General features: G+C 32.6%; 19 protein-coding genes. 4 read left to right on the top strand and 15 right to left on the bottom strand.

Translation table 11 applies throughout. The annotated features are described in order from the left end of the window. Positions 1-27: 27 nt before the first annotated feature. The 5 genes from pnpS to LQ677_RS03970 all read right to left on the bottom strand — a co-directional run bounded on the left by pnpS (position 28) and on the right by LQ677_RS03970 (position 6,011). Positions 28-1,734 carry a two-component system histidine kinase PnpS gene (pnpS, locus tag LQ677_RS03990; protein ID WP_191835673.1) on the bottom strand — a complete coding sequence of 569 codons (1,707 nt, stop codon included), beginning with the start codon at positions 1,732-1,734 and terminating at the stop codon, positions 28-30. Continuing rightward, positions 1,727-2,437 (bottom strand): response regulator transcription factor, encoded by a 711-nt coding sequence (locus tag LQ677_RS03985; protein WP_037588492.1) that lies wholly within the window; start codon positions 2,435-2,437, stop codon positions 1,727-1,729. Before LQ677_RS03985 ends, pnpS begins: the two co-directional genes overlap by 8 nt. A gap of 144 nt (positions 2,438-2,581) precedes the next feature. Then, a complete protein-coding gene (gene mdh / locus LQ677_RS03980) occupies positions 2,582-3,514 on the bottom strand; it encodes a malate dehydrogenase (protein WP_191835674.1) in 933 nt (310 codons plus the stop codon). 62 nt (positions 3,515-3,576) lie between these two features. Further along, entirely contained in the window at positions 3,577-4,845 is a 1,269-nt protein-coding gene (icd, locus tag LQ677_RS03975) for an NADP-dependent isocitrate dehydrogenase (RefSeq protein WP_025904308.1), read from the bottom strand. Positions 4,846-4,892: 47 nt separating this feature from the next. Next, the gene (locus LQ677_RS03970) at positions 4,893-6,011 is read right to left on the bottom strand and encodes a citrate synthase (RefSeq protein ID WP_037588495.1); all 1,119 of its coding nucleotides are present in this window, start codon (positions 6,009-6,011) and stop codon (positions 4,893-4,895) included. Between the two features lie 427 nt (positions 6,012-6,438). Between LQ677_RS03970 and LQ677_RS03965 the strand changes: the two genes are divergently transcribed. Beyond that, a complete protein-coding gene (locus tag LQ677_RS03965; RefSeq protein ID WP_037588496.1) occupies positions 6,439-7,794 on the top strand; it encodes an amino acid permease in 1,356 nt (451 codons plus the stop codon). A gap of 189 nt (positions 7,795-7,983) precedes the next feature. Here the strand turns inward: LQ677_RS03965 and pyk are convergent, their stop codons facing one another. From pyk to LQ677_RS03925, 8 genes are all read right to left on the bottom strand, one after another. Next, positions 7,984-9,744 carry a pyruvate kinase gene (gene pyk / locus LQ677_RS03960; protein ID WP_191835675.1) on the bottom strand — a complete coding sequence of 587 codons (1,761 nt, stop codon included), beginning with the start codon at positions 9,742-9,744 and terminating at the stop codon, positions 7,984-7,986. 30 nt (positions 9,745-9,774) lie between these two features. Continuing rightward, positions 9,775-10,740 (bottom strand): 6-phosphofructokinase, encoded by a 966-nt coding sequence (gene pfkA / locus LQ677_RS03955; protein WP_037588500.1) that lies wholly within the window; start codon positions 10,738-10,740, stop codon positions 9,775-9,777. Between the two features lie 238 nt (positions 10,741-10,978). Then, on the bottom strand, positions 10,979-11,923 hold the full coding sequence (locus LQ677_RS03950; RefSeq protein WP_126477571.1) for an acetyl-CoA carboxylase carboxyltransferase subunit alpha: 945 nt from the start codon (positions 11,921-11,923) through the stop codon (positions 10,979-10,981). Continuing rightward, positions 11,916-12,785 (bottom strand): acetyl-CoA carboxylase, carboxyltransferase subunit beta, encoded by an 870-nt coding sequence (gene accD, locus LQ677_RS03945; protein WP_025904314.1) that lies wholly within the window; start codon positions 12,783-12,785, stop codon positions 11,916-11,918. The genes LQ677_RS03950 and accD overlap by 8 nt, the downstream gene beginning before the upstream one ends. Positions 12,786-12,803: 18 nt before the next feature. Beyond that, entirely contained in the window at positions 12,804-13,259 is a 456-nt protein-coding gene (locus LQ677_RS03940) for a FadR/GntR family transcriptional regulator (RefSeq protein WP_025904315.1), read from the bottom strand. A gap of 19 nt (positions 13,260-13,278) precedes the next feature. Further along, the gene (gene ystJ / locus LQ677_RS03935) at positions 13,279-14,508 is read right to left on the bottom strand and encodes an NADP-dependent malic enzyme (protein ID WP_025904316.1); all 1,230 of its coding nucleotides are present in this window, start codon (positions 14,506-14,508) and stop codon (positions 13,279-13,281) included. 134 nt (positions 14,509-14,642) lie between these two features. Beyond that, the gene (locus tag LQ677_RS03930) at positions 14,643-17,834 is read right to left on the bottom strand and encodes a DNA polymerase III subunit alpha (RefSeq protein WP_239748119.1); all 3,192 of its coding nucleotides are present in this window, start codon (positions 17,832-17,834) and stop codon (positions 14,643-14,645) included. Positions 17,835-17,845: 11 nt separating this feature from the next. Then, positions 17,846-18,772 carry a DHH family phosphoesterase gene (locus tag LQ677_RS03925; protein ID WP_239748118.1) on the bottom strand — a complete coding sequence of 309 codons (927 nt, stop codon included), beginning with the start codon at positions 18,770-18,772 and terminating at the stop codon, positions 17,846-17,848. Positions 18,773-18,846: 74 nt separating this feature from the next. Here LQ677_RS03925 and LQ677_RS03920 point away from each other — a divergent pair, with 74 nt between their 5' ends. After that, positions 18,847-19,197 carry a YtpI family protein gene (locus tag LQ677_RS03920; RefSeq protein WP_191835678.1) on the top strand — a complete coding sequence of 117 codons (351 nt, stop codon included), beginning with the start codon at positions 18,847-18,849 and terminating at the stop codon, positions 19,195-19,197. Between the two features lie 34 nt (positions 19,198-19,231). Here the strand turns inward: LQ677_RS03920 and LQ677_RS03915 are convergent, their stop codons facing one another. Beyond that, on the bottom strand, positions 19,232-20,527 hold the full coding sequence (locus LQ677_RS03915; RefSeq protein ID WP_037588511.1) for a DRTGG domain-containing protein: 1,296 nt from the start codon (positions 20,525-20,527) through the stop codon (positions 19,232-19,234). 195 nt (positions 20,528-20,722) lie between these two features. Beyond that, positions 20,723-21,412: a metal-dependent hydrolase gene (locus LQ677_RS03910; RefSeq protein ID WP_037588512.1), complete on the bottom strand. Its 690-nt coding sequence runs from the start codon at positions 21,410-21,412 to the stop codon at positions 20,723-20,725. Positions 21,413-21,520: 108 nt separating this feature from the next. Between LQ677_RS03910 and LQ677_RS03905 the strand changes: the two genes are divergently transcribed. Continuing rightward, a complete protein-coding gene (locus tag LQ677_RS03905) occupies positions 21,521-22,579 on the top strand; it encodes a M24 family metallopeptidase (protein ID WP_371683274.1) in 1,059 nt (352 codons plus the stop codon). Next, positions 22,576-23,205, top strand: coding sequence for a copper homeostasis protein CutC (locus LQ677_RS03900; RefSeq protein ID WP_126477576.1), 630 nt, complete (start codon positions 22,576-22,578; stop codon positions 23,203-23,205). Before LQ677_RS03905 ends, LQ677_RS03900 begins: the two co-directional genes overlap by 4 nt. The last annotated feature ends 38 nt before the right edge of the window (positions 23,206-23,243 follow it).

The raw sequence follows: 23,243 nt of genomic DNA, 5'->3' as shown, positions 1-23,243 counted from the left end.
GAATAAATTGTAAAGATTGTATGAAGATTACTTATTAAAGAGTTTCACAATAAAGTTAGATCCTTTTCCAACTTCTGATTCAACTTTGATTTGTCCATTATGCGCTTCTACAATATGTTTCGTAATGGATAAACCAAGTCCTGTTCCTCCTGAATCTCTACTACGCGCTTTATCTACACGATAAAATCTTTCAAAAATTCGTTTTTGTTCATCTTTAGATATACCTATACCATTATCTTTCACAGAAATGATTTGACCATCATCTACTTCTTTAATGGTTATAATAACTTCACTAGATTTCGGTGAATAACTAATGGCGTTCGTTAATAAATTAATCAACACCTGTGTTAATTTATCTTTGTCACCATATCCATACACTTCTTTATCGATATGATTTGTAATGTGTATGTCTTTTTTAGAAGCAACATTTGATACTGTATTAATCGAATGTTCGCCAATTTCTGTTAAAGATATTTGTTCTTTCGGTATCTCGCTATTTTGTTCGATTTTTGATAACTCGAGTAAATCTTGAACAAGTGATTGAATTCGATTAGATTCATCTAACATAATATTTAAGAACATATCTAACGATTCGGGATTATTTTTAGCACCATCTAATAATGTTTCCGCAAATCCTTTTATCGATGTAATTGGTGTTCTTAATTCATGAGATACATTAGCCACAAAATCTTTTCGCATATGTTCTAATTTCTTCAACTTCGTTATATCATGCATAACGACAACTAAACCTAATAGATTTCGTTTTTTTCGGGATAATACTGGAATAACTGAAACTTCAAAGAACTTATTATGAACATCATTGATATACATTTCGACTTGTTCAAACATAGGTTTTTCTAATTTTAACGCTTCGTTCATCATCTGTATAATCTCAACATTAGGCATTGCTTCTTTAAATAACTGTCCTTCTGAATGACTGTTTCTATCAAATAAGTCATGATACGTCTTGTTTGCGATGACAATATAACCTTCTCTATCTAACATTAAAATTGCACTTGGAATATTCTCTAAAGTCGTTTCCAATCGATTACGTTGCAATTTCTGTTCATTATTTAAATTATCTAATGTTCTAGCAAGTTCATTCGTATTAACAAAGAGTTCTTTCGTTTCTTTCACATTACTTTCTGGCACTCTAACACGATATTTACCAGAAGCCAATAATTTAGTAGCGTATGTCACTTCTTTAATTGGATGAATATAAGAAGTGTTAATATATCGAACGACAAAATAAATTAAAGGTAATGTAAAACATAAGACTAACAATAAATATTTCCAAATATCTTTTTGAATAATCGCTATCGTATCTGTATGTTTTGCAATGACAACTGTATAATCACCATACGTTCTTGCATACATGACTTCAGATTCTGACTTGTCTACTGCAAAATATTCATCAAAAGCTTTTGCATCAGATATAGCTTGCTTTTTATTTTGATTAAATATATTTGTATCTTTTTCACTTGAACGATATAACACTCGTCCATCTTTTTGCAGTAAAATATCTTGATCAAAGACACTTAAAATATCTTTAAGATTTTCAGGATTATTTTTTGCAATATCGTAAACTTTTTTGGATTCAGTCTTTAATAATTTTTGCTGTTGTTTAGAAATTAAATCGTAACTAGAATTATGAAGGAAAAACCCTAATATAAGAAAACTTACAACAGTAACCGTTGTAAGTATAATTAGTAATTTATTATAGAACTTAATCATTATTCTTTGGTCTTTCTAACTTATAGCCTAAACCTCTCACCGTTTTAATGAATTGAGGTTGTTTAGGATTTTCTTCAAGTTTATCCCTCAAATGACTAATGTGCACATCGACTATTCTAGAGTCTCCAGCAAATTCATAATTCCAAACTGAATTCAACATATGTTCTCTAGTTATCACACGACCTTGTCTCTCAATAAGGTAAAGTAAAAGTTCGAATTCTTTTGGTGTCAATTCTAATAACTCATCATTTCTATACACTTCAAAGAAGTCAGGTCTAATTCTAATTGCACCTAGAATAATATCTTCATCATCATCTATGTTTTTATTTTCAACTTGCCCAACGCGTCTTAATATAGCTTTAACACGTGCTACAACTTCACGAGGTGAAAATGGTTTAGTCATATAATCATCTGCACCTAATTCTAGACCTAATACTCTATCAAATTCATCGTCTTTAGCTGTAAGCATAAGAATGGGAACTTGGTTTTTATCTGATCGAATCGTTTTACAAACTTCAATTCCATCTTTCTCAGGTAACATTACATCTAATACTACTAAATCTGGTTTCTCTTCATTAACTTTCTCTAACGCTTGAACTCCATCATAAGCTACAATTACTTGGTAACCAGCTTGTTCTATATTATATTTAAGCAATGTAACGATAGATTGCTCATCGTCTACTACCAATACTTTTTGTGACATTCAAGGTCCTCCTTAAGCGATTTAATATAATTATAACTTAAATTATTAAAAAAATAATGGTTATTTAGAGAACTTTACAAAAAGTTAACACTAGCTAAATAAAACAGACGCATTCAAAGCAGAATGCGCCTTTTAACTGTTATTTTATTGTAAAATATTCTTTACTGCTTCAACAGATTGAGCAGATTCATCAAGTAATTGCTTTTCTTCGTCAGTTAAGTCTAACTCAATGACTTTTTCAATACCTTTAGCACCTAATACAGTTGGTACACCTAAATAGATGTCTTGATAACCATATTCACCTTCTAAATAAGCAATTGAAGGTAATACTCTCTTTTGATCTTTCAATATTGCTTCTGTCATTTCAATTAAAGCTGCTCCTGGTGCATAGTATGCCGAACCGTTACCAAGTAAATTAACGATTTCAGCTCCACCTTTTCTTGTTCTATCAACAATTTCAGCAATTTTTTCTTCAGATAATAACTTTTCTAAAGGTACGCCACCAGCTGCTGAGTATCTAATAAGTGGAACCATTGTATCTCCATGACCACCTAATACAAATCCTGTTACATCTTTAACAGAAAGGTCTAATGCTTCTGCAACAAATGTTCTAAATCTAGCAGTGTCTAATACGCCAGATTGACCAATTACGCGCTCTTTCGGAAATCCTGATTCTTTATACACTGTATAAGTCATAGCGTCTACAGGGTTTGTTAAGACTAAGATAACGCAATTAGGTGAGTATTTAACAATTTCTTTCGTTACAGATTTCATAACATTTTGATTCGTTTGTACTAAATCATCACGTGACATACCAGGCTTTCTTGCAATACCCGCTGTAATAATGACGACATCTGAATCTTTTGTATCTTCATAATTAGCAGTACCCGTTACTTTTGAATCAAAGCCTAATACCGGTGCGCTTTCTGCAATATCTAACGCTTTCCCTTTTGTTGGGTTTTCAGATTGAGGCATATCAACAAGTACAATATCACCTAACTCTTTTTGGGCTGCTATAAATGCAGCTGTAGCGCCAGTAAATCCTGCTCCAATAATTGAAATTTTCTTTCTTGCCATGTTGTTCATCTCCTTATAATAAAAGGAAGGTTAATAAATAACCTTCCTCAAATAACAATCTATTATGGTAAATTTTTAATTAATTCATCAGCGAATTCTGAAGATTTAACTTCAGTTGCGCCATCCATTAAACGAGCAAAGTCATATGTTACTACTTTAGAAGCAATTGTAGCTTCAACAGATTGTGTTACTTTGTCAGCAGCTTCTTGCCAACCTAAGTGTTCTAACATTAATACACCACTTAATAATACTGATGAAGGGTTAACTTTATCTAAACCAGCATATTTAGGAGCTGTACCGTGTGTCGCTTCGAAAATTGCATGTCCTGTTTCGTAGTTAATGTTTGCACCTGGTGCAATACCAATACCACCAACTTGAGCTGCTAATGCATCTGAAATGTAGTCACCGTTTAAGTTCATTGTAGCTACTACATCAAATTCAGCAGGACGCGTTAAAATTTGTTGTAAGAAGATATCAGCGATAGAGTCTTTGATAATTAATTTACCTTCAGCCTCTGCATCTGATTGTGCTTTATTAGCAGCATCTTTACCTTCTTCTTCAACAATTTTATCGTATTGTTGCCAAGTGAATACGCGATCTCCGAATTCACGTTCAGCTAAATCGTAACCCCATTTTTTGAAAGCACCTTCAGTGAATTTCATAATGTTACCTTTATGAACTAACGTAACATTTCTACGATTATTATCGAATGCATAGTTAATTGCTGCTCTTACTAATCTTTCAGTACCTTCTTTAGATACTGGTTTAATACCGATACCTGAAGTTTCAGGGAATCTAATATTTTTAGCACCCATTTCATTTTGTAAGAAGTCTATAACTTTTTTAGCTTCATCTGAGCCTTCTTGGAATTCAATACCAGCATAAATATCTTCAGTATTTTCACGGAAGATAACCATATCTGTATCTTCAGGACGTTTAACAGGTGAAGGAACACCTTTGAACCAACGTACTGGACGTAGACAAGTGAATAAATCTAACTCTTGACGTAAAGCAACGTTTAATGAACGAATTCCGCCACCGATTGGTGTAGTTAATGGACCTTTAATAGCGATTAAATATTCTTTAATCGTTTCTAAAGTTTCGTTTGGTAACCATTCACCAGTTTCATCGAATGCTTTTTGACCTGCTAATACTTCTTTCCATTCGATTTTCTTTTCGCCATTATATGCTTTTTCTACAGCTGCATCTAATACTCTACTTGCTGCATTCCAGATATCTGGTCCGATTCCATCCCCAATAATAAATGGGATAACTGGATTATTTGGAACATTTAAAACGCCTTGATTTGTTGTAATTTTTTCTGCTGTCATTATATGATTCCTCCATTAAATTTGTTAGTTATATTATATTCATTAAATTAACGATTTTCAATTGGTTCATATTTACGATCACGTTCACCAGTATATTCAGCTCTTGGTCTCATAATTCTATTTGTTCTATATTGTTCAAGAATATGTGCTGTCCAACCTGACATACGGCTAATCGCAAAAATTGGTGTGAATAAGTCGTGATCAATACCCATGCTGTGATATACAGTTGCACTGAAGAAGTCAACGTTAGGTAATAATCCCTTTTCTTCTTTCATAATTTCAGCAATTCTTAAAGAAATTTCAAACAGTTCTTTTTGACCTGATTCATCTGTAATACGACGACTCATTTCTTTTAAGTACTTCGCTCTAGGATCACCATTTTTATAAACTCTGTGTCCGAAGCCCATAATTTTTTCTTTGTTTGCGATTTTTTCTTTAATGTAATCATCAGTTTTGTCGACAGTACCAATTTCAGTTAACATTTTCATAACTTGTTCGTTAGCACCACCATGTAATGGGCCTTTCAATGCGCCAGCTGCTGCTGTCACACCTGAATACATATCAGATAATGTCGAAACCGCTACACGTGCTGTAAATGTTGAAGCATTGAATTCATGGTCAGCATGTAAAATTAATGCTTTGTTAAAACCTTCTACTTCAACATCAGTTGGAACTTCACCTCTTAACATATATAAGAAGTTTGCTGCATATGTTAAATCTTTTTTAGGTTTTACAACTTCTTTACCTTGTCTTACACGAGAAAATGCTGCAACTAACGATGCAACTTTTGCTTGAATTCTAATTGCACGTTCATAGTTCATTTCTTCATCAAATTTTTCAGCATCTGGATCGAAATGCGCTAAATAAGATAATGAAGTACGTAATCCAGTCATTGGATGAACTTTATCAGTCGCATAATCTTCAAAATGTGTATACATTCTAGGGTTTAGAGTCATATATCCTAGTAGTTTCTCATTTAGTTCAGCTAATTCCTCTTTGTTTGGTAATCTTAAATTCCATAGTAAAAACATAACTTCTTCGAATAAAGCATTTTCAGTTAAATCATCTATTTCATAACCTGCATAAGTTAATTGATTATCTATGATTGAACTAATTTGAGTTTCAGAAGCAATGATGCCCTCTAACCCTTTTGCTACTTGTGCCATAATAATATCCCCCTTACTAAATAATTGCCCATATATGTAATGGCTTTCATCTATCATTATATATAATTTCTTGAGTTTTGTGAATGCGAAGGACTTTTAAACTTTAAATTCTTTAGTAATTTTAGATGAATAAAAATAAACAGTTGTAATTTTATAATTTTTATAATATTGCTATAGTAAATTAAATATATCCCGAAAACGTGAACACAAAAGGATTTACGAGTGAGTAATACCCTATCATTTTTATCAGAATACGTCATTTCGTCGTTCATCCATTCATTTTTATTATTATATATGATAAAAATAATAAATCATGTTAACAGGTATCAAACAGTTGTTAAACATTCATTTTTTAATTGCTATTTTCTTACAGTAAGCGCATAATAATAACATAAAAGTTTGTATATGAAAGAGGGATAAATTTTATATGGCTAACAATTTACAAAGGGAGTTAAGCAATAGGCATGTACAACTTATTGCGATAGGTGGTGCTATAGGTACAGGCTTATTCTTAGGTGCTGGTGAAACAATCAGTTCAGCAGGCCCTTCAATACTACTGACCTATATTATAATAGGTTTAATTTTATTTCTGTTTATGAGAGCTTTAGGGGAAATATTACTCTCAAACACTGATTTTCATTCTTTTGCAGATGTCACACATACATATATCGGCCCATTCGCGGGATATATAACAGGATGGACTTACTGGTTCTGTTGGATTGTCACTGGTATGGCTGAAGTAACTGCAGTAGCAAAATACATAAGTTTTTGGTTTCCTGACATACCAACATGGATTACAGCATTATTTACAATACTCATATTAATGACAATGAATTTAATGACTGCTAAACTATTTGGTGAATTAGAGTTCTGGTTCTCTATTATTAAAATAACAACGATCGTAGCATTAATCGTTGTCGGTATTATCATGATCGTAATGGCATATGAAACACCATACGGTACAGCTTCACTAACACATATTTGGGATCATAATGGTATTTTCCCAAATGGTATGAATGGTTTCTTCTTATCATTCCAAATGGCAGCATTCTCATTTGTAGGTATTGAATTAATCGGTGTTACAGCTGGTGAAACGAAAGATCCACATAAGACGATACCAAGAGCGATAAATAGTGTTCCAGTTAGAATTATGCTTTTCTATGTAGGTTCACTTATTATCATCATGTCAATTACACCTTGGGACAAAATCGACCCTGCCGAAAGTCCATTCGTAAAATTATTTGGACTGATTGGTATTCCAATCGCAGCAGCAATTATCAACTTTGTTGTTTTAACAGCTGCAGCTTCATCTTGTAATAGTGGTATTTTCTCAAATAGTAGAATGCTTTATGGATTATCACAAAATGGACAAGCAAATAAAAGTTTTGGTCAAACAAATAAAACTGGTGTCCCTTATAAAGCAACACTATTTAGTTGTTTCTTATTAATGATCTCAGTACTTTTAAATTACGTAATTAAAGACGCTGGTGAAGTATTTAAATATGTAACATCAGTTTCAACTGTTCTTTTCTTAGTAGTATGGTCATTAATTATTATTGCTTATATTAGATATCGTAAAATATCACCAGAATTAAACAAAGCTTCTGATTTCAAATTACCTGGTGGTGTTCCAGTAGCATGGATTACATTAATATTCTTTATTTTCGTATTCGTGTTATTGATGACTAATAAAGTGACATTAATCGCTATATTAATTACACCAATTTGGTTTATCATTTTGACATTCATGTACTTTAATCAAAAACGTAAAGTATTTAAATAAAGTAAATTAAAAACATCTCATTTTCTTGAGCAAATCAGAAAATGAGATGTTTTTTTGTAGCCTTATTTAGTAGTCATATATAGGAACCAGTATTTGCACTTTTGACCAGGACTGCTAATAACGGCATATACATTCATAAAATCAAAAAAGAGACTAGGATATCATATCCCAATCTCTATCTCACATATATTATAATACGTTAGCATATCCTTCGAACACTTTGTGTTGTTTTGGATCTAATGTAATTAATGTACCATCTGCTATTTTTTCGCGAGCGCCTTCTACACCTACGATAGTTGCTACGCCTAAGTTAAGGCCTACAACTGCAGCGTGTGAAGTTAATCCGCCTTCTTCTGTTACAATTCCTTTAGCATTTTCTAAATATGGAACCATATCAGCATCTGTTGATTGTGTAATTACAATTGACTCACTTAAATCTTTTCCTTTTAAGTCGTCAGCAGTATTTGCTACTACAGCTTTACCTACTGTTGAATGATGACCGATTCCTTGACCTTTAGCCAATTCGTCACCTACTAAATGAATCTTCATTAAGTTAGTTGTACCTGTTTCACCTGTTGGTACACCTGCAGTAATAATGATTAAATCACCATTATCAACTAAACCTGTGTTAACAGCTGTTGATACAGCATTATTTAATAATTCATCAGTTGTTTGTTTACCTTTTTTCACAACTGGTAATACGCCCCATACTAATGTCATATGACGAGCAGTTGTTTCATTAGGTGTAACTGCAATAATGTGTGAATGTGGTCTATATTTAGAAATTGTTTGCGCTGTAGCTCCACTTTCAGTTGCTGCTACGATTGATTCAACGTTTAAGTTTAAAGCTGTATGTGCAACTGATACACCGATTGCATTAACTAAATTCGTATCGATCATTTTTGAACGATCAGATAATAATTTTTTGTAATCTTGAGCTTCTTCAGCAGCTACTGCAATATTTTGCATTGTACGTACTGCTTCTTCAGGATATAATCCCGCTGCAGTTTCACCAGATAACATGACTGCATCTGTACCATCGTAAATAGCGTTCGCTACGTCACTGGCTTCTGCTCTTGTACAACGTGGGTTTCTTTGCATTGAATCTAACATTTGTGTTGCTGTAATAACTGGTTTACCTAATTTATTACATTTTTGGATTAATTGTTTTTGTACCATTGGAACTGCTTCTGGTAAAATTTCAACACCCATATCACCACGAGCAACCATTAAACCATCTGAAACTTGAAGAATTTCATCGATATTTTCAATACCTTCTTCATTTTCAATTTTAGGAATAATTTTAATAAAATTATTTTCTTTTTCTTCTAAAATTGCACGAATATCTAATACATCTGATGGACGTCTTACGAAACTAGCTGCGATAAAGTCTACACCTTGTTCGATACCGAAGCGGATATCACTAGCGTCTTTATCCGTAATACCTGGAAGGTTTACTTTAACACCTGGTAAGTTAACACCTTTTTTATTTTTTAATTCGCCAGTATTTTGAACGTCACAGTGAACTTCACCTTTAGCGATATCAATAGATTTAACTGTAAGCTCAATTAAACCATCATCAAGTAGAATTGTTGATCCAACTTCTACATCTTCTGCTAATTTTTCGTAAGTAACTGAGAACGCTTCAGGCGTACCTTCTACTTCAGTTGTTTTAACTGTTACTTCACTACCTTTAGTAAGTTCAATTAAACCATCTTTCATGTTATGTGTTCTAATTTCAGGACCTTTAGTATCTAATAAGATACCAATATTTTTATTTAATTTAGAACTTACTTTTCTAATTGTATCTATACGACCTTTATGTTCTTCATGACTTCCGTGTGAGAAGTTCAATCTAGCAACGTTCATGCCTGCAAGCATTAATTTTTCTAACATTTCTTCTGATTCTGATGCTGGACCTATCGTACATACAATTTTTGTCTTTCTCATATTAAAATGACCTCCGTAGTTTTTCTTTTTTTATATAGATAATTGATGTGCTAAATTATACATTTTCTTGTCGATGTTGTGTTCTGCTTGGAATATTTCATCAAAATGCGTACATGTTAATTCATTTTGTTGGATTCCAACTGCTTTAGCACTATCACCTTGCATAAGTAATTCAACTGCATAACCGCCTAAACGAGAAGCAAGTACTCTATCCATTCCAGTAGGTGTACCACCTCTTTGAATGTGGCCTAAACATGAAACGCGTGTATCAATGTTAATAAATTTCTTTAATTCTTCCCCACATTGATGACCAGTCATGACACCTTCAGCACAAATAATGATAGAATGTTTTTTCCCTCTATCCATACCATGTTGAATTTTTTCAGCGATTTCTTCAATGTCTGATTTAACTTCTGGAATTAAAATTGTTTCCGCTCCAGCTGCTAATCCTGACCATAGCGCTAAATCACCAGCGTCTCTTCCCATTACTTCAATAATAAAAGTACGTTCATGACTTGATGCTGTATCTCTTATTTTATCGACAGCATCAATGATTGTGTTAAGTGCTGTATCAAAACCAATTGTAAAGTCTGTACCATTAATATCGTTATCGATAGTACCGGGTACACCGATAGTTTTAAGATTTTTAGCTTCTTCGCTTAATCTTTGTGCACCTCTATAACTTCCATCTCCACCGATAACAACTAATCCTTCTATACCTCTTTTTTCAAGGTTTTCAATTGCTTTCGCACGCACTTCTTTTTCTTTAAATTCTGGACATCTAGCAGAATAAAGGAATGTACCACCTCTTTGAATCATGTCACCAACTGAACCTAATTCAAGTTTTTTGATATTATCATTTATTAAGCCTAAGTAACCTTGGTATACACCATAAACTTCAATATCATGATAAATAGCTTTACGAACAACTGCACGAATTGCTGCGTTCATCCCTGGTGAATCTCCACCGCTCGTTAAAACCGCAATTTTTTTCATAAATATACAGACCTCTCTTGTTATATGATTGTTAATTTAAAAATAACACAAATATTGGCTTGATTCCATTAAAACTACTGTTATTTAAATATGTAAACGTCTTCTTAAAAAAAGATTCCAACTTTTGTAATTTTTCAAAAGTTGGAATCGCTTAATTTTAATTCAATTATGCACATATACATAAATTTATGAAAAGAAATTATATCAGTATAAATGATTACTTGTCATTTTAAATATCCTAATCGATATAACTTCCTATATTACGATACTTATTAAAACGATCTTCAACTAAACTTTCTGCATTTAATGTTCTTAAGTCTGAAAGATGTTTTTCAATTGATGTCTTTATAAGTGATGCTTGTGATTCTAGATGTTTATGAGCACCACCAAATGGTTCTTTAACAACTTCATCTACAACATCTAAATCAAATAAGTCAGGTGCTGTAATTTTCATTGTTTCAGCTGCCATTTGAGCAAGCCCAGAATCTTTCCATAACAATGCTGCTGCACCTTCTGGAGAAATAACTGAATAAGTACTATTCTCTAACATAAGTAGACGATTGGTTACGCCTAATCCAAGTGCGCCACCACTTCCGCCTTCACCAATAACTATAGAAATAACAGGTACTGTTAAAGATGCCATTTCGACTAAGTTTTTAGCAATAGATTCACTTTGTCCACGTTCTTCTGCAGCTTTACCTGGGTATGCGCCTTTCGTATCAATGAACGTAATGATCGGTCTATTAAACTTTTCAGCCTGCTTCATTAAACGCAATGCTTTACGATATCCCTCAGGATGTGCCATACCAAAGTTTCTATAAATATTATCTTTAGTGTCTTTACCTCTTTGATGACCTATAACAGTCACAGGTAAGCCATTAAAGTAAGCCAATCCACCTATTAATGCTGGATCATCACGGAAAGTACGATCACCGTGAAGTTCGATAAAATCATCAAATATGTAAGGGATATAATCTAAAGTTGTAGGTCTTTCTTGTAATCTCGCAACTTGTACTCTATCCCAAGGCTTTAAATTATTATAAATGTGTTCAGTTTCTTTTGTTAAAGTGGCTTCCAATATTTCTATTTCATCTGTTAAGTCTACACCATGTTTTTCTTGATAAGATTGTAGAGATGCTATTTTTTCTTTAATTTCTTCTAAAGGTTTTTCAAATTCAAGCATTGTCTTTCACCTCGTTATGATGCATCTTAAGCACAGTACTTAAAGTTTTATACATATCTTTTCGATGTACAACTTTATCTAATTGGCCATGTTCTAGTAAAAATTCTGCAGTTTGGAAATCGTCAGGTAGTTTTTCACTTATCGTTTGTTCAATGATTCTTCTACCAGCAAATCCAATTAAAGCTTTCGGTTCTGCAAAGTTCAAATCACCTACTGAAGCAAAGCTTGCTGAAACGCCTCCAGTTGTAGGGTGTGTCATGTATGAAATGAATAGTAAGCCTTTATCACTATGACGTTTAATGGATACACTTGTCTTTGCCATTTGCATAAGTGAGATGATGCCTTCTTGCATTCTTGCACCACCACTTGCTGTGAACAATACAAATGGTAAATTGTGATCTGCACAATAATCGACAATTCTACAAATTTTCTCTCCTACTACTGCACCCATACTACCCATTCTAAATCTTGAATCCATAACACAAATACCATAAGGAATACCGTCAATTGACGTTACACCAGTAACGACTGCATCATTTAAACCAGTGCTTTTTCTATCTTTTTCTAATTTTTCTTCATATCCAGGAAATTCTAATGGGTTTGAAGCAGTCATACCAACATCAAACTCTTTAAATGCATCTTCATCACTCACAGCTCTAATTCTATCGTGAGCAGTTAATGCAATATGATGATCACAGTTAAAACAGACATTTAAGTTTTGAACGAGCTCTTTTGTATACATGATTTTTTTACATTTAGGGCATTTAGTCATGATACCTTCAGGCACGTCATTATCTTTACTGTTTTGAACAGTTACATATTTTTTCTTTTTCTGGCTTCGATTGAACAAGTCTTTAAACATGTCACTATCCCCCTGATTTTATTTACAATTGTCTCTTTCAAATCTATCACTATATTGAGAGAGTAGCTTCCAAATCATATACATAATTTGATTATTATTATTTGAAACAAGTTCTTCTTTTGAATTTGTTTCAATGTTATTGTGTTCTTCACAGAAATTTTCAATCATCCATTTTAATTCATTGATTTCATCTAGTTGTGATTCATTATGAATTAAGAACCTTCCGATTAAATCAAAAAGCTGGTGTTGGTACATATCACTTAAGAATGTACCTTCACCTCTTCTAGTATGTATCACCCCTAAAAGTTCTAATGCTCTTAGGGCTTCTCTGATACTTGAACGTCCAACATTTAAGGTTTCACTTAAAAATCTTTCGGAAGGCAATTTTTCACCCACTTGAATATTTTTTTCAACAATAATTGACTGAATTTGTTCGACAATCTTGATTAATCCTTTTTGCTTTTCTTTATCCAACGTGAGTCTCCTTCCAAAATTATGACAAGTCTGCTAATTCATATGTTCTACGTTCTATTTCATCAACATCAACTTCAATACGTGCTACACCTGATTCCATACCAGCTTTTGCTACTGCTTTCGCAACATATGGTGCAACTCTTGGATCGAATGGCCCAGGAATGACATAATCAGCGTTTAATTCTTCCTCTGAAACAAGGTTAGCAATTGCTTCTACTGCAGCTTGTTTCATTTCTTCATTTATATGAGTTGCACGAATATCTAATGCACCTCTAAAAATACCAGGAAATGCTAATACATTATTAATTTGGTTAGGGAAATCAGAACGTCCTGTACCAATAACTTTAGCACCCGCTTCTTTTGCTATATCTGGCATAATTTCAGGAACTGGGTTAGCCATAGCAAAGATAATTGGATCTTCAGCCATAGTTTCAACTAATTCTTTAGTTAATGCGCCTTCAACAGATACACCTACAAATACATCCGCATCTTTAATAACATCTGATAATTGACCTTCTGTTTTGTCTTTGTTTGTCCATTTCGCAACAAAGTCTTTAGTAGGATTCATACCATAAGGACGGTCTTCGTAAATCGCACCTCTAGAATCACACATAATCATATTTCTTACACCATAACTGTATAATAATTTAATAATTGCAATACCAGCTGCACCTGCACCGTTTAAAACAACTTTTATATCGGATAATTTTCTGTCAGTAATTTTCAATGCATTAATCAAACCAGCAACAGTTACGATCGCTGTACCATGCTGATCATCATGAAAGACAGGTATTTTAGTTTCTTTTTTTAGACGTTCTTCAATTTCAAAGCATCGAGGTGCTGAAATATCTTCTAAGTTAACGCCACCGTAGTTAGGTTCTAATAATTTAACAGTATTCACAATTTCATCAACGTCTGTCGTATTAAGTGCAATTGGTACACCATCTACACCAGCAAAGCTTTTGAATAAAACTGCTTTCCCTTCCATTACAGGTATACTTGCTTCAGGACCAATATCACCTAAACCTAATACAGCTGTTCCATCTGTAATTACAGCTACTGCATTTGATTTCATTGTATAGTCATATACTTTTCTTACGTCTTCATGTATATCTTTACATGGTTCCGCAACACCTGGAGAATAAGCAAGACTTAATTCCTCTTTATTAGTGACTTTAACTTTGGCATAAACGCCTAATTTACCTTGTTTTTCTTTATGCATATATAGTGCATCATCTCTTAATGACAAAATAATCATCCCTTCATTGTATGTATCTATCCCTTTATTATACATTAAATTTCTATATTTAAATTAAAAAATTCTTCATAGTGGTCAGACCACCATGAAGAATACTATAGCATAAATTATTTAATTAATAAAGCCTATAAAAGACGTACATTTTCATAACCGATTTTATGAATAAATTCTTCAAAATTACCATGATTTAAGTTTAAATAGCCAAGCATTTTTGAACTATAATCTTTATCATTAAAATACGTTACTTTAATATGACGATCGTGGTCATTTGTTATCCACTCTTCTAAATCTTCTACATTTCTTACGACGACTTCTTTTGTCGTATTAAATTTATGTTGTTTAAATGCTTCTAATGTATCTATTTGATTAATAATCATTTGTGTCTTACCATTTCTTTTTTCGAATTTGCCATTGATAATTACTGGGACATTGGTAATATCAGTTGTTTCAATTTGTTTATATGCATCAGGGAATATAACCCCCTCAACTTCATTTAATCCATCTATTAAATTGACGAACGCCATATTTTGACCTTTTTTAGTTCTAATTTTCCTAAGTGATGCAATCATTACGAGCATCGGTACTTTATTATGGTCTATTCTTAATGGATAAATCGATAAATATTGATGTTGATTGAATAATGAAATGATTGGATGCTCAGTTGCATAGAACCCTAAGTATTCTTTTTCATATTCACTTTTCATAAGATTAGGCATTTCGTCAACTTCTTTAAATTCTTTTTTTACATTCAAACCTAATTCTTTCAATAAATTATTAGAATCTCCGACAGACTCGCTACTTTCATAAACATCGTCAATAGACTGTAACAACGTCGCTCTAGTCTGACCAAAATCATCTAAAGCGCCAGCATATATAAGTGCTTGTATCAATTTCTTACTTTTAGCCTTACTTGGTAATCGATGTACAAGATCAAACATATCTTTATACGTTCCGTTTGTTTTTCTTTCATCAACAATCACTTTTACACTTTGATAACCAACGCTTTTAATTGCACCAAGTGATGTATATATACCTTTTTTAGTTGCTTTATAGAACCATTCACTATGATTAATGGACGGTGGATATATTTCCACACCAATTCTTTTAAGTTCCGTTACCATTTGTTCTGTCTTAACTTCATTACCAACTACATTAGAAAGAATCGCAGCGTAAAAGTATGTCGGATAATGTACTTTCAAATAAGTCATGATATACGCAATTTTACTATATGCAACTGCATGTGCTTTTGGATAACCATAGTCTGCAAACTTCAGTATTAAATCAAATATTTTTACAGCTGTTGATTCCTCGTAACCTCTTTCTAAGCTACCATTCACGAAATGTTTTCTTTCATTTTCTAACACTGCTCTGTTCTTCTTACTCATCGCACGTCTCAAAATATCCGCTTCACCATATGAGAATCCTGCGAACTTACTCGCAATTTGCATAATCTGTTCTTGATAAATAATAACGCCATATGTTGATTTCAATATATCTTTTAAATCTGGATGTAAATATTCTATCTCTGCATTTTGTCTACGTCTTTTAATATATGTTGGTATTTCTTCCATTGGTCCAGGTCTATATAGAGATGTAACTGCTACAATATCGAGAAAATGGTCAGGCTTTAACCTTTTTAATACACTTCTAACACCTTGAGATTCGAGTTGGAAAATACCTGTTGTTTCACCTTTAGACAATAGTTGAAAGACTTTAGGATCATCAAAAGGAATTTTTTCAATATCTACAATTTGATTTTCTTGATATTTCACTTGATTGACCACTTGTTGAATAATCGATAAATTTCTCAAACCAAGAAAGTCGATTTTCAATAGACCGATCTTTTCAGTTTCTGTCATCGTCCATTGCGTTAAGACACCTGTATCACCCATCATCGTAGGTACAAATTGGTGTAAAGACTGATCATTAATAATGATACCTGCTGCATGGGTCGATGTATGTCTCGGTAAACCTTCTAATTGTTTACTTAGTTGAAACCATTTTTCATGCAAATGATTCTGGTTAACAAATTGTTTAAACGCATCATCTTCAAATGCTTCGTTTAACGTAATACCTAATTTATGAGGAATTAATTTTGAAATGTAATTGAGTGTAGCATCATCAAACTGCAATATTCTACCTACATCTCTTGCTACTGCTCTCGCTTGAAGATGACCGTATGTTACAATCCCAGCAACACGATTATCACCGTATTTTTCTTGAACATATTGAATCACTTTATCACGCTTAGTATCTTGAAAGTCGATATCAATATCTGGCATCGTCACACGTTCTGGGTTTAAAAATCTTTCAAATAACAAATCAAATTCAATCGGATCGATAGTTGTAATATTTAAAATAAAACTAACTAGAGACCCACCAGATGAACCACGTCCAGGTCCAACTAATACATTTTGATCTTTCGCATAATTGATTAAGTCACTAACGATTAGGAAATAATCTGAATATCCCATTTTTACAATAATATCGTATTCGTATTGAAGTCTTTTTTCATATACTTCATTAAATTGTGGATACTTTGCTTTATTCATCATTAATAATTCCCAAAGATATTCATCACTTGATTGATTATCAGGCGTTTTATATTTTGGTAATAAATCTTGATGATACTCAATTTCGACCTGACATTTTTGAGCTATTTCATCTGTATTTTGTATGTACGCTTCATCTATATTAATTTGCGATATATCTTGTTTAGTTAAAAAATGATGATTTAAGTTTTGTTGAAAATCACTCATCGTTAATTTTTCATTATTTTTAATTGCGTGAAGTGCAATTAAACTATCACCATCATTTTCATTCAAATAAAGTGCAGACTTCATAAAGACTTTTTTATGATCCATATCAATCGTAGAATCATGAGAAATATATTTATCATTGTCATCAATTGTTATAGCTTGGAATAAATAATAGTTGGCTTCATTGATTTGTTTACCAATAATTATAAGACCTTCTGAATATGCATTTACCCATTCAATTGGTGCTGAAAATCGTTCTTTAATGGATATAGCAGACGATAACTTAATTAAATTATGATAGCCCGTTTTATTTTTAGCTAAGACCACACATTCAACTTGATTGAGTTGGTCATCTAAATAAATAGTTAATCCGATGATAGGTTTTATATTTTGTTTTATACATGCATCATAAAATTGTAAAGCACCGTGCAGAACATTTAAATCTGTAAGAGCAAGCGCTTGATAATTTTCATTTTTAGCTTTTTGAACAACATCTGGGATTCTAATACTTGAATTAAGCAAATCATATGATGAATGAATATTTAAATGACTTACCATGCGCTCACCTCCTATATTTCAGATTTAATATCTGCTGCTAATGCATCAAACTCTTCCCAACTATATACAGATGCACCTGAAGCATTTGGATGTCCTCCACCGTTATATTTAGCTGCGATATGATTAATTTTTATGCCTTTTGAACGAATTCTACATCTTATTTCTTTACCTTCATCGACAGCAAATACCCATGCTTTTAATCCTTTAATATCTGAAACAGTATTCACGAATAATGAAGCTTCATTAGGTTGCAAGTTGAATTGTTCAAGTATATCTTTCGTAATTTTAATTGAACAGAATCCCTCACCATCATATTTGAAATTCTGAAGAATATATCCTTGGAAGTGAAGTAAAGCTGGGTCTCTTTCACTCAATTGGTTAAGTAATTTAGTACGTTCAAATTCTTTCGTCATTAACTCTGCTGCAACTTCCATTGTATGTGTAGACGTATTATCAAATAAGAATCTACCTGTGTCACCAACGATGCCTAAATATAAGACTCTACTTGCTTTCTCACTTACATTTGAACCTTTTAAATTCCATGATTTATTTAAATCAAAGATAATTTCACTTGTAGATGATGCTTCTGTATTTACAAAATTAATATCACCATATGAGTCAACTGGAGGGTGATGGTCAATCTTAATTAATTCTTCACCAGTATTATAGCGACTATCATCTATACGTGGTGCGTTTGCTGTATCACAAACAATCACAAGTGCGCCATTATATGTGTCATCTGCAATTTCATCCAAATCTCCAATAAATGTTAGCGTTGGTTCTGGTTGACCGACTGCATATATATTTTTCTCTGGAAAAGCCTCTTGTAATATATATTTCAAGCCTAATTGAGAGCCGTATGCATCAGGGTCTGGTCTAACATGCCTATGTATGATAATTGTTTCATATTGCTTTATTTTATTTAATATTTCTTCCATTGTTATCCTTCTTTCTTTATATTTACTTATATTTTATTAATTGATATAATTCGACTTGGTAGGAGGAATCAAACATGTCATCTGAAATTATGTCTACACTAGTTGCTTTAGCAGTAACTGTTATGATTATTGCTTTAATATTTGCTATCTTAAATTTAGCACGTTCATTTAGAACGAAACGTGACGTTAGAAAAGCTTATCATAAAGCACGTTCAAGATTTTACTTTGGTATATTTATGATCGCATTTGCAGCAGACCAAGTATTGTTATTCCCAACATTAGTCACTTATATTATTGTTTTAGTATTATTATTCTTTGGTATTTTAAACGTATCTTATGGCTATAGAGCAAGTAAATACTTTAAAGGTAACTTACCTATCGAGAACAAAGCTTGGGAAGACTTCGAACAAAAAAAGCATCAATAATATTTTAAAAAGCGTTGTATCACATAACGCTTTTTTATTTTTCGAGAATTTGACACATCAGTAATGCTTTCGCAACAGTCGCACTACCGCTCACCATCGTAACTTCGAATTTAGCAAATATTCTACCGATATCTAATGTTGTAATTTTCACTTCTACATCGTCATCAATTTGAACAGTTTTTAAATAATAAATATCTATATGTTCAATCATGATTTCTGATTTTTTCATTTTTCTTATTTCATAACGCAACGCTTCTTCAATAACTGCAATATAGACGGATTTCGTTAACATACCGAATTGATTCGTTAATTGTGGAGATATATTCACCACAACATTACCATTGTCCATTGTGATTTGCTTTGCAATTTGGTCATGAATCGTTTCACCTATTTGTGGTTGTCTACTCATTAATTGCATCGTCTTTAATACATCTTCACGAGAAATAATTCCGATTAATACTTTAGAGGTTGATACAACAGGCAATAATTCAATCCCTTCCCAAATCATAAGATGGGCACAAGTTGCGATTGTCGTATTTAAATGCGCAATGATAGGTGATTTCGTCATCAATGTTCTGATACTTTTATCTTGTTCTTCGTTAACAATATCTTTACTCGTTAAAATACCTACAACTTTCATTTCGCTATCAACAACTGGAAAACGCGTATGAGATGTTTGTTGAGATAATTCATTCCAATCTCGCACTTTTTGTTTGTCATCTAAATAAGAAGTTGATTCAATAGGAATCATAATATCTTCAACCATTAAAATTTCTTTTTTAATCATTTGATCATATATAGCTCTATTAATAATATTGGCAACTAAAAATGTATCATAATTTGATAAAATAATCGGAAGTTCGTGTTCGTCAGCGTAGTTTATAATATCTTCATTCGCTTCAAAACCACCCGTAATTAAAACAGCAGAACCTCTTTTTAAAGCTTCCATTTGTACATCTGATCTATTACCAACAATCAGCAATGTATTTTTAGTTAAATATTTAACGACATCATTTAATTCCATTGCACCAATTGCAAATTTTGATAAAGTTTTATATAAGCCTTGTTTACCGCCCAATACTTGACCATCCACAATTTTAACAATTTCATTAAATGTTAAATTTTCAATTTGTTCTCTAGATTTTCTCTCAATTCTAACTGTCCCTACTCTATCAATAGATGCTACAAGCCCTTGATTATCCGCTTCTTTAATTGCACGATAGGCTGTACCTTCAGAGACGTTTAAATCTTTCGCTATCTGTCTGACAGAGATTTTATGTCCAACAGATAACGATTCAATATACTTAATAATTTGCTCATGTTTCGTCATGTTTATACCCTCTATCAAATTTTATGAATTACTTTCTATTATACATTTTTAATGTCTTAAATGATATCTTAAAAATTAAATAAAAGATTGAAACAACGCTTATTAAATTAAGTATTTTATACAGATTTACTTCTTAAACTTAAAAGCTGAGATGACAAAATCATCTCAGCTTACTAAACTTACTACCATATTCATTTATAATTCTACCGATTCACCAGGTTTTAAAATGTGAACTTCTGATTCCGTTACAGCTTTTTCAAAATCTTTAGGGTCTTGTTTAATAAAGTCAAATGTATCGTAATGAATAGGTACTACTTTTTTCGGCTTGATAAATTCATTAACTGCATAACTTGCATCATCAATGCCCATTGTAAAGTTGTCGCCTATCGGAATAAAGCACAAATCAACTGGGTGTCTATCTGCAATTAATTTCATATCGCTGAATAAACCAGTGTCACCTGTATGATAAATTGTACCCGCTTCAGTTTCTAATACAATTCCAGCTGGCATACCTAAATAGATGATTTCTCCATTTTCTTCTGTAAAGCTATTACTATGAAAGGCTTGCACATATTTTACTTTTCCAAAATTAAATTCAATATTCCCACCAATATTCATTGGATGTAAGTTTTCTAATCCGTGTTTATTAGATAAATAATCAATCGCTTCAGGTAACGCTATAACAGTTGCACCAGTTCTTTTTGCAATGCTAACAGTATCACCTAAATGATCGCCATGACCATGAGTTAATATAATATAATCTGCTTCTACTTCATCTGCCGTTAAATCTGATAATGGATTCCCTGTTATAAATGGATCCACAATCACTTTATGTCCTTTACTTTCAAAATAGATTACTGATTGTCCATGAAATGATACTTTCATGAATCTCCCTCCTCACATTGTCTTTTCCGTATATTATATACCCTAAATTTGAATTTATGAATCAAGAAGTCTAAAATAATGATGTAAGAAAGAGATTTGGGAGGAAGAATAATGGAACATAATGAAATTGCAACATTTTTAAAAGATAAAGGTGCGGACGCAGCATGGATTACAACGCCTTTAAACATCTTTTATTTAACAGGTTATTTATCTGAACCACATGAACGTCTATTTAGTTTATTAGTCACTAAAGATGGTGAAGAAACACTATTTTGTCCAAAAATGGAAGTAGAAGAAGCTAAAAATGCAGGCTTCACTGGAAACATCGTTGGATACATAGATACAGAATCACCATTCGATTTAATTGAACAACAATCTTATAAAACTTTCGCGATTGAATCAGAGCATTTATCAGTTAAAAGACTTCGTGAAATTGAAAAAGCATTTAATGTTGAAACAATTGTTGATATTGATCAAGTATTGAAAGATATTAGAAATGTAAAAACAAATGACGAGATTGAGTTGTTACAAGAAGCGGCTAAATATGCAGATTTAGCGATTCAAGCTGGCGTTGATAAATTAGAAGTTGGCGTTTCTGAAATTGAAGTATTAAATCATATTGAAACAACTATGAAACAACATGGTATTTCTAAGATGAGCTTTGATACTATGGTATTATTCGGCGATCATGCAGCAGCTCCTCATGGTACACCAGGAGAAAGAACTTTAAAAGAAAACGAATATGTACTATTTGACCTAGGTGTCATTTATAAAGGTTATTGTTCAGATATCACTAGAACTGTTCCATTTGGTACACCTTCTGAAAAAGCACAAGAAATTTACAATGTCGTACTTGATGCTAATAAACAAGCGATTGAAATGATTAAACCAGGTGCTAAAATTGCTGACTGCGATAAAGTAGCTAGAGATATTATTAGCAATGCTGGTTATGGTGAATACTTCCCACATAGACTTGGTCACGGACTTGGATTAAGCGTCCATGAATTCCCAGACATTTCCAGTGCTAATACGGATGAATTCAAACCAGGCATGGTATTAACAGTTGAACCTGGAATATACGTTCCTGGTGTTGCTGGCGTTAGAATTGAAGACGATATCGTTGTAACTGAAGACGGACATCGCATACTAACAGGCTACCAAAAATGATTAAAGAAGCTTGTGTAGAAACAATTTCGCAAATTGAACATGCGATTAAAAACGGTGCAAATCGAATAGAACTTTGCGATAACCTTTCAGTTGGTGGTACAACACCAAGTTACGGAATGGTAAAGATTGCAGTAGAACTTTGTCATCAACATAACGTCGAAGTCGCTGTCATGATTAGACCTCGCGGTGGAGATTTTAACTATAATTATTTCGAATATGAAATCATGCGACAAGATATATTACAATTGAAAGATTTGAAAGTTGATGCATTTGTATTTGGCTGTTTAGATGAACACGGACATCTTGACGAATGGAAGATGAAAGCATTAAAAGAAACATGTGGTATCATACATGCCGTTTGTCATATGGCGTTTGATTCTATTAATCCATATCATCAATTAAAATCATTAGACTGGTTAATTAAACACCAATTCAGTCGCCTACTAACACATGGCGGACCTAGTGATAGTGTGATATTTGATAACATTAACCATTTAGGTAAATTGTTGATTTATTCAAAAGGCAATATCACAATTATGCCAGGTGGCGGACTCAATAAAGATAACTTATCTCAACTCATAGAAGACATACCATTCGATGAAGTACACGGTACAAAAATCGTATAATAAGAAAAACCTGAGACGAAATTCGTCTCAGGTTTTTT

It is taken from the genome of Mammaliicoccus sp. Q-M61, assembly GCF_022386055.1.
Lineage (GTDB): Bacteria > Bacillota > Bacilli > Staphylococcales > Staphylococcaceae > Mammaliicoccus > Mammaliicoccus sciuri_A.
The sequence above is the reverse complement of the archived record's forward strand: the minus strand, read 5'-3'. Positions and strand labels throughout refer to the sequence as shown.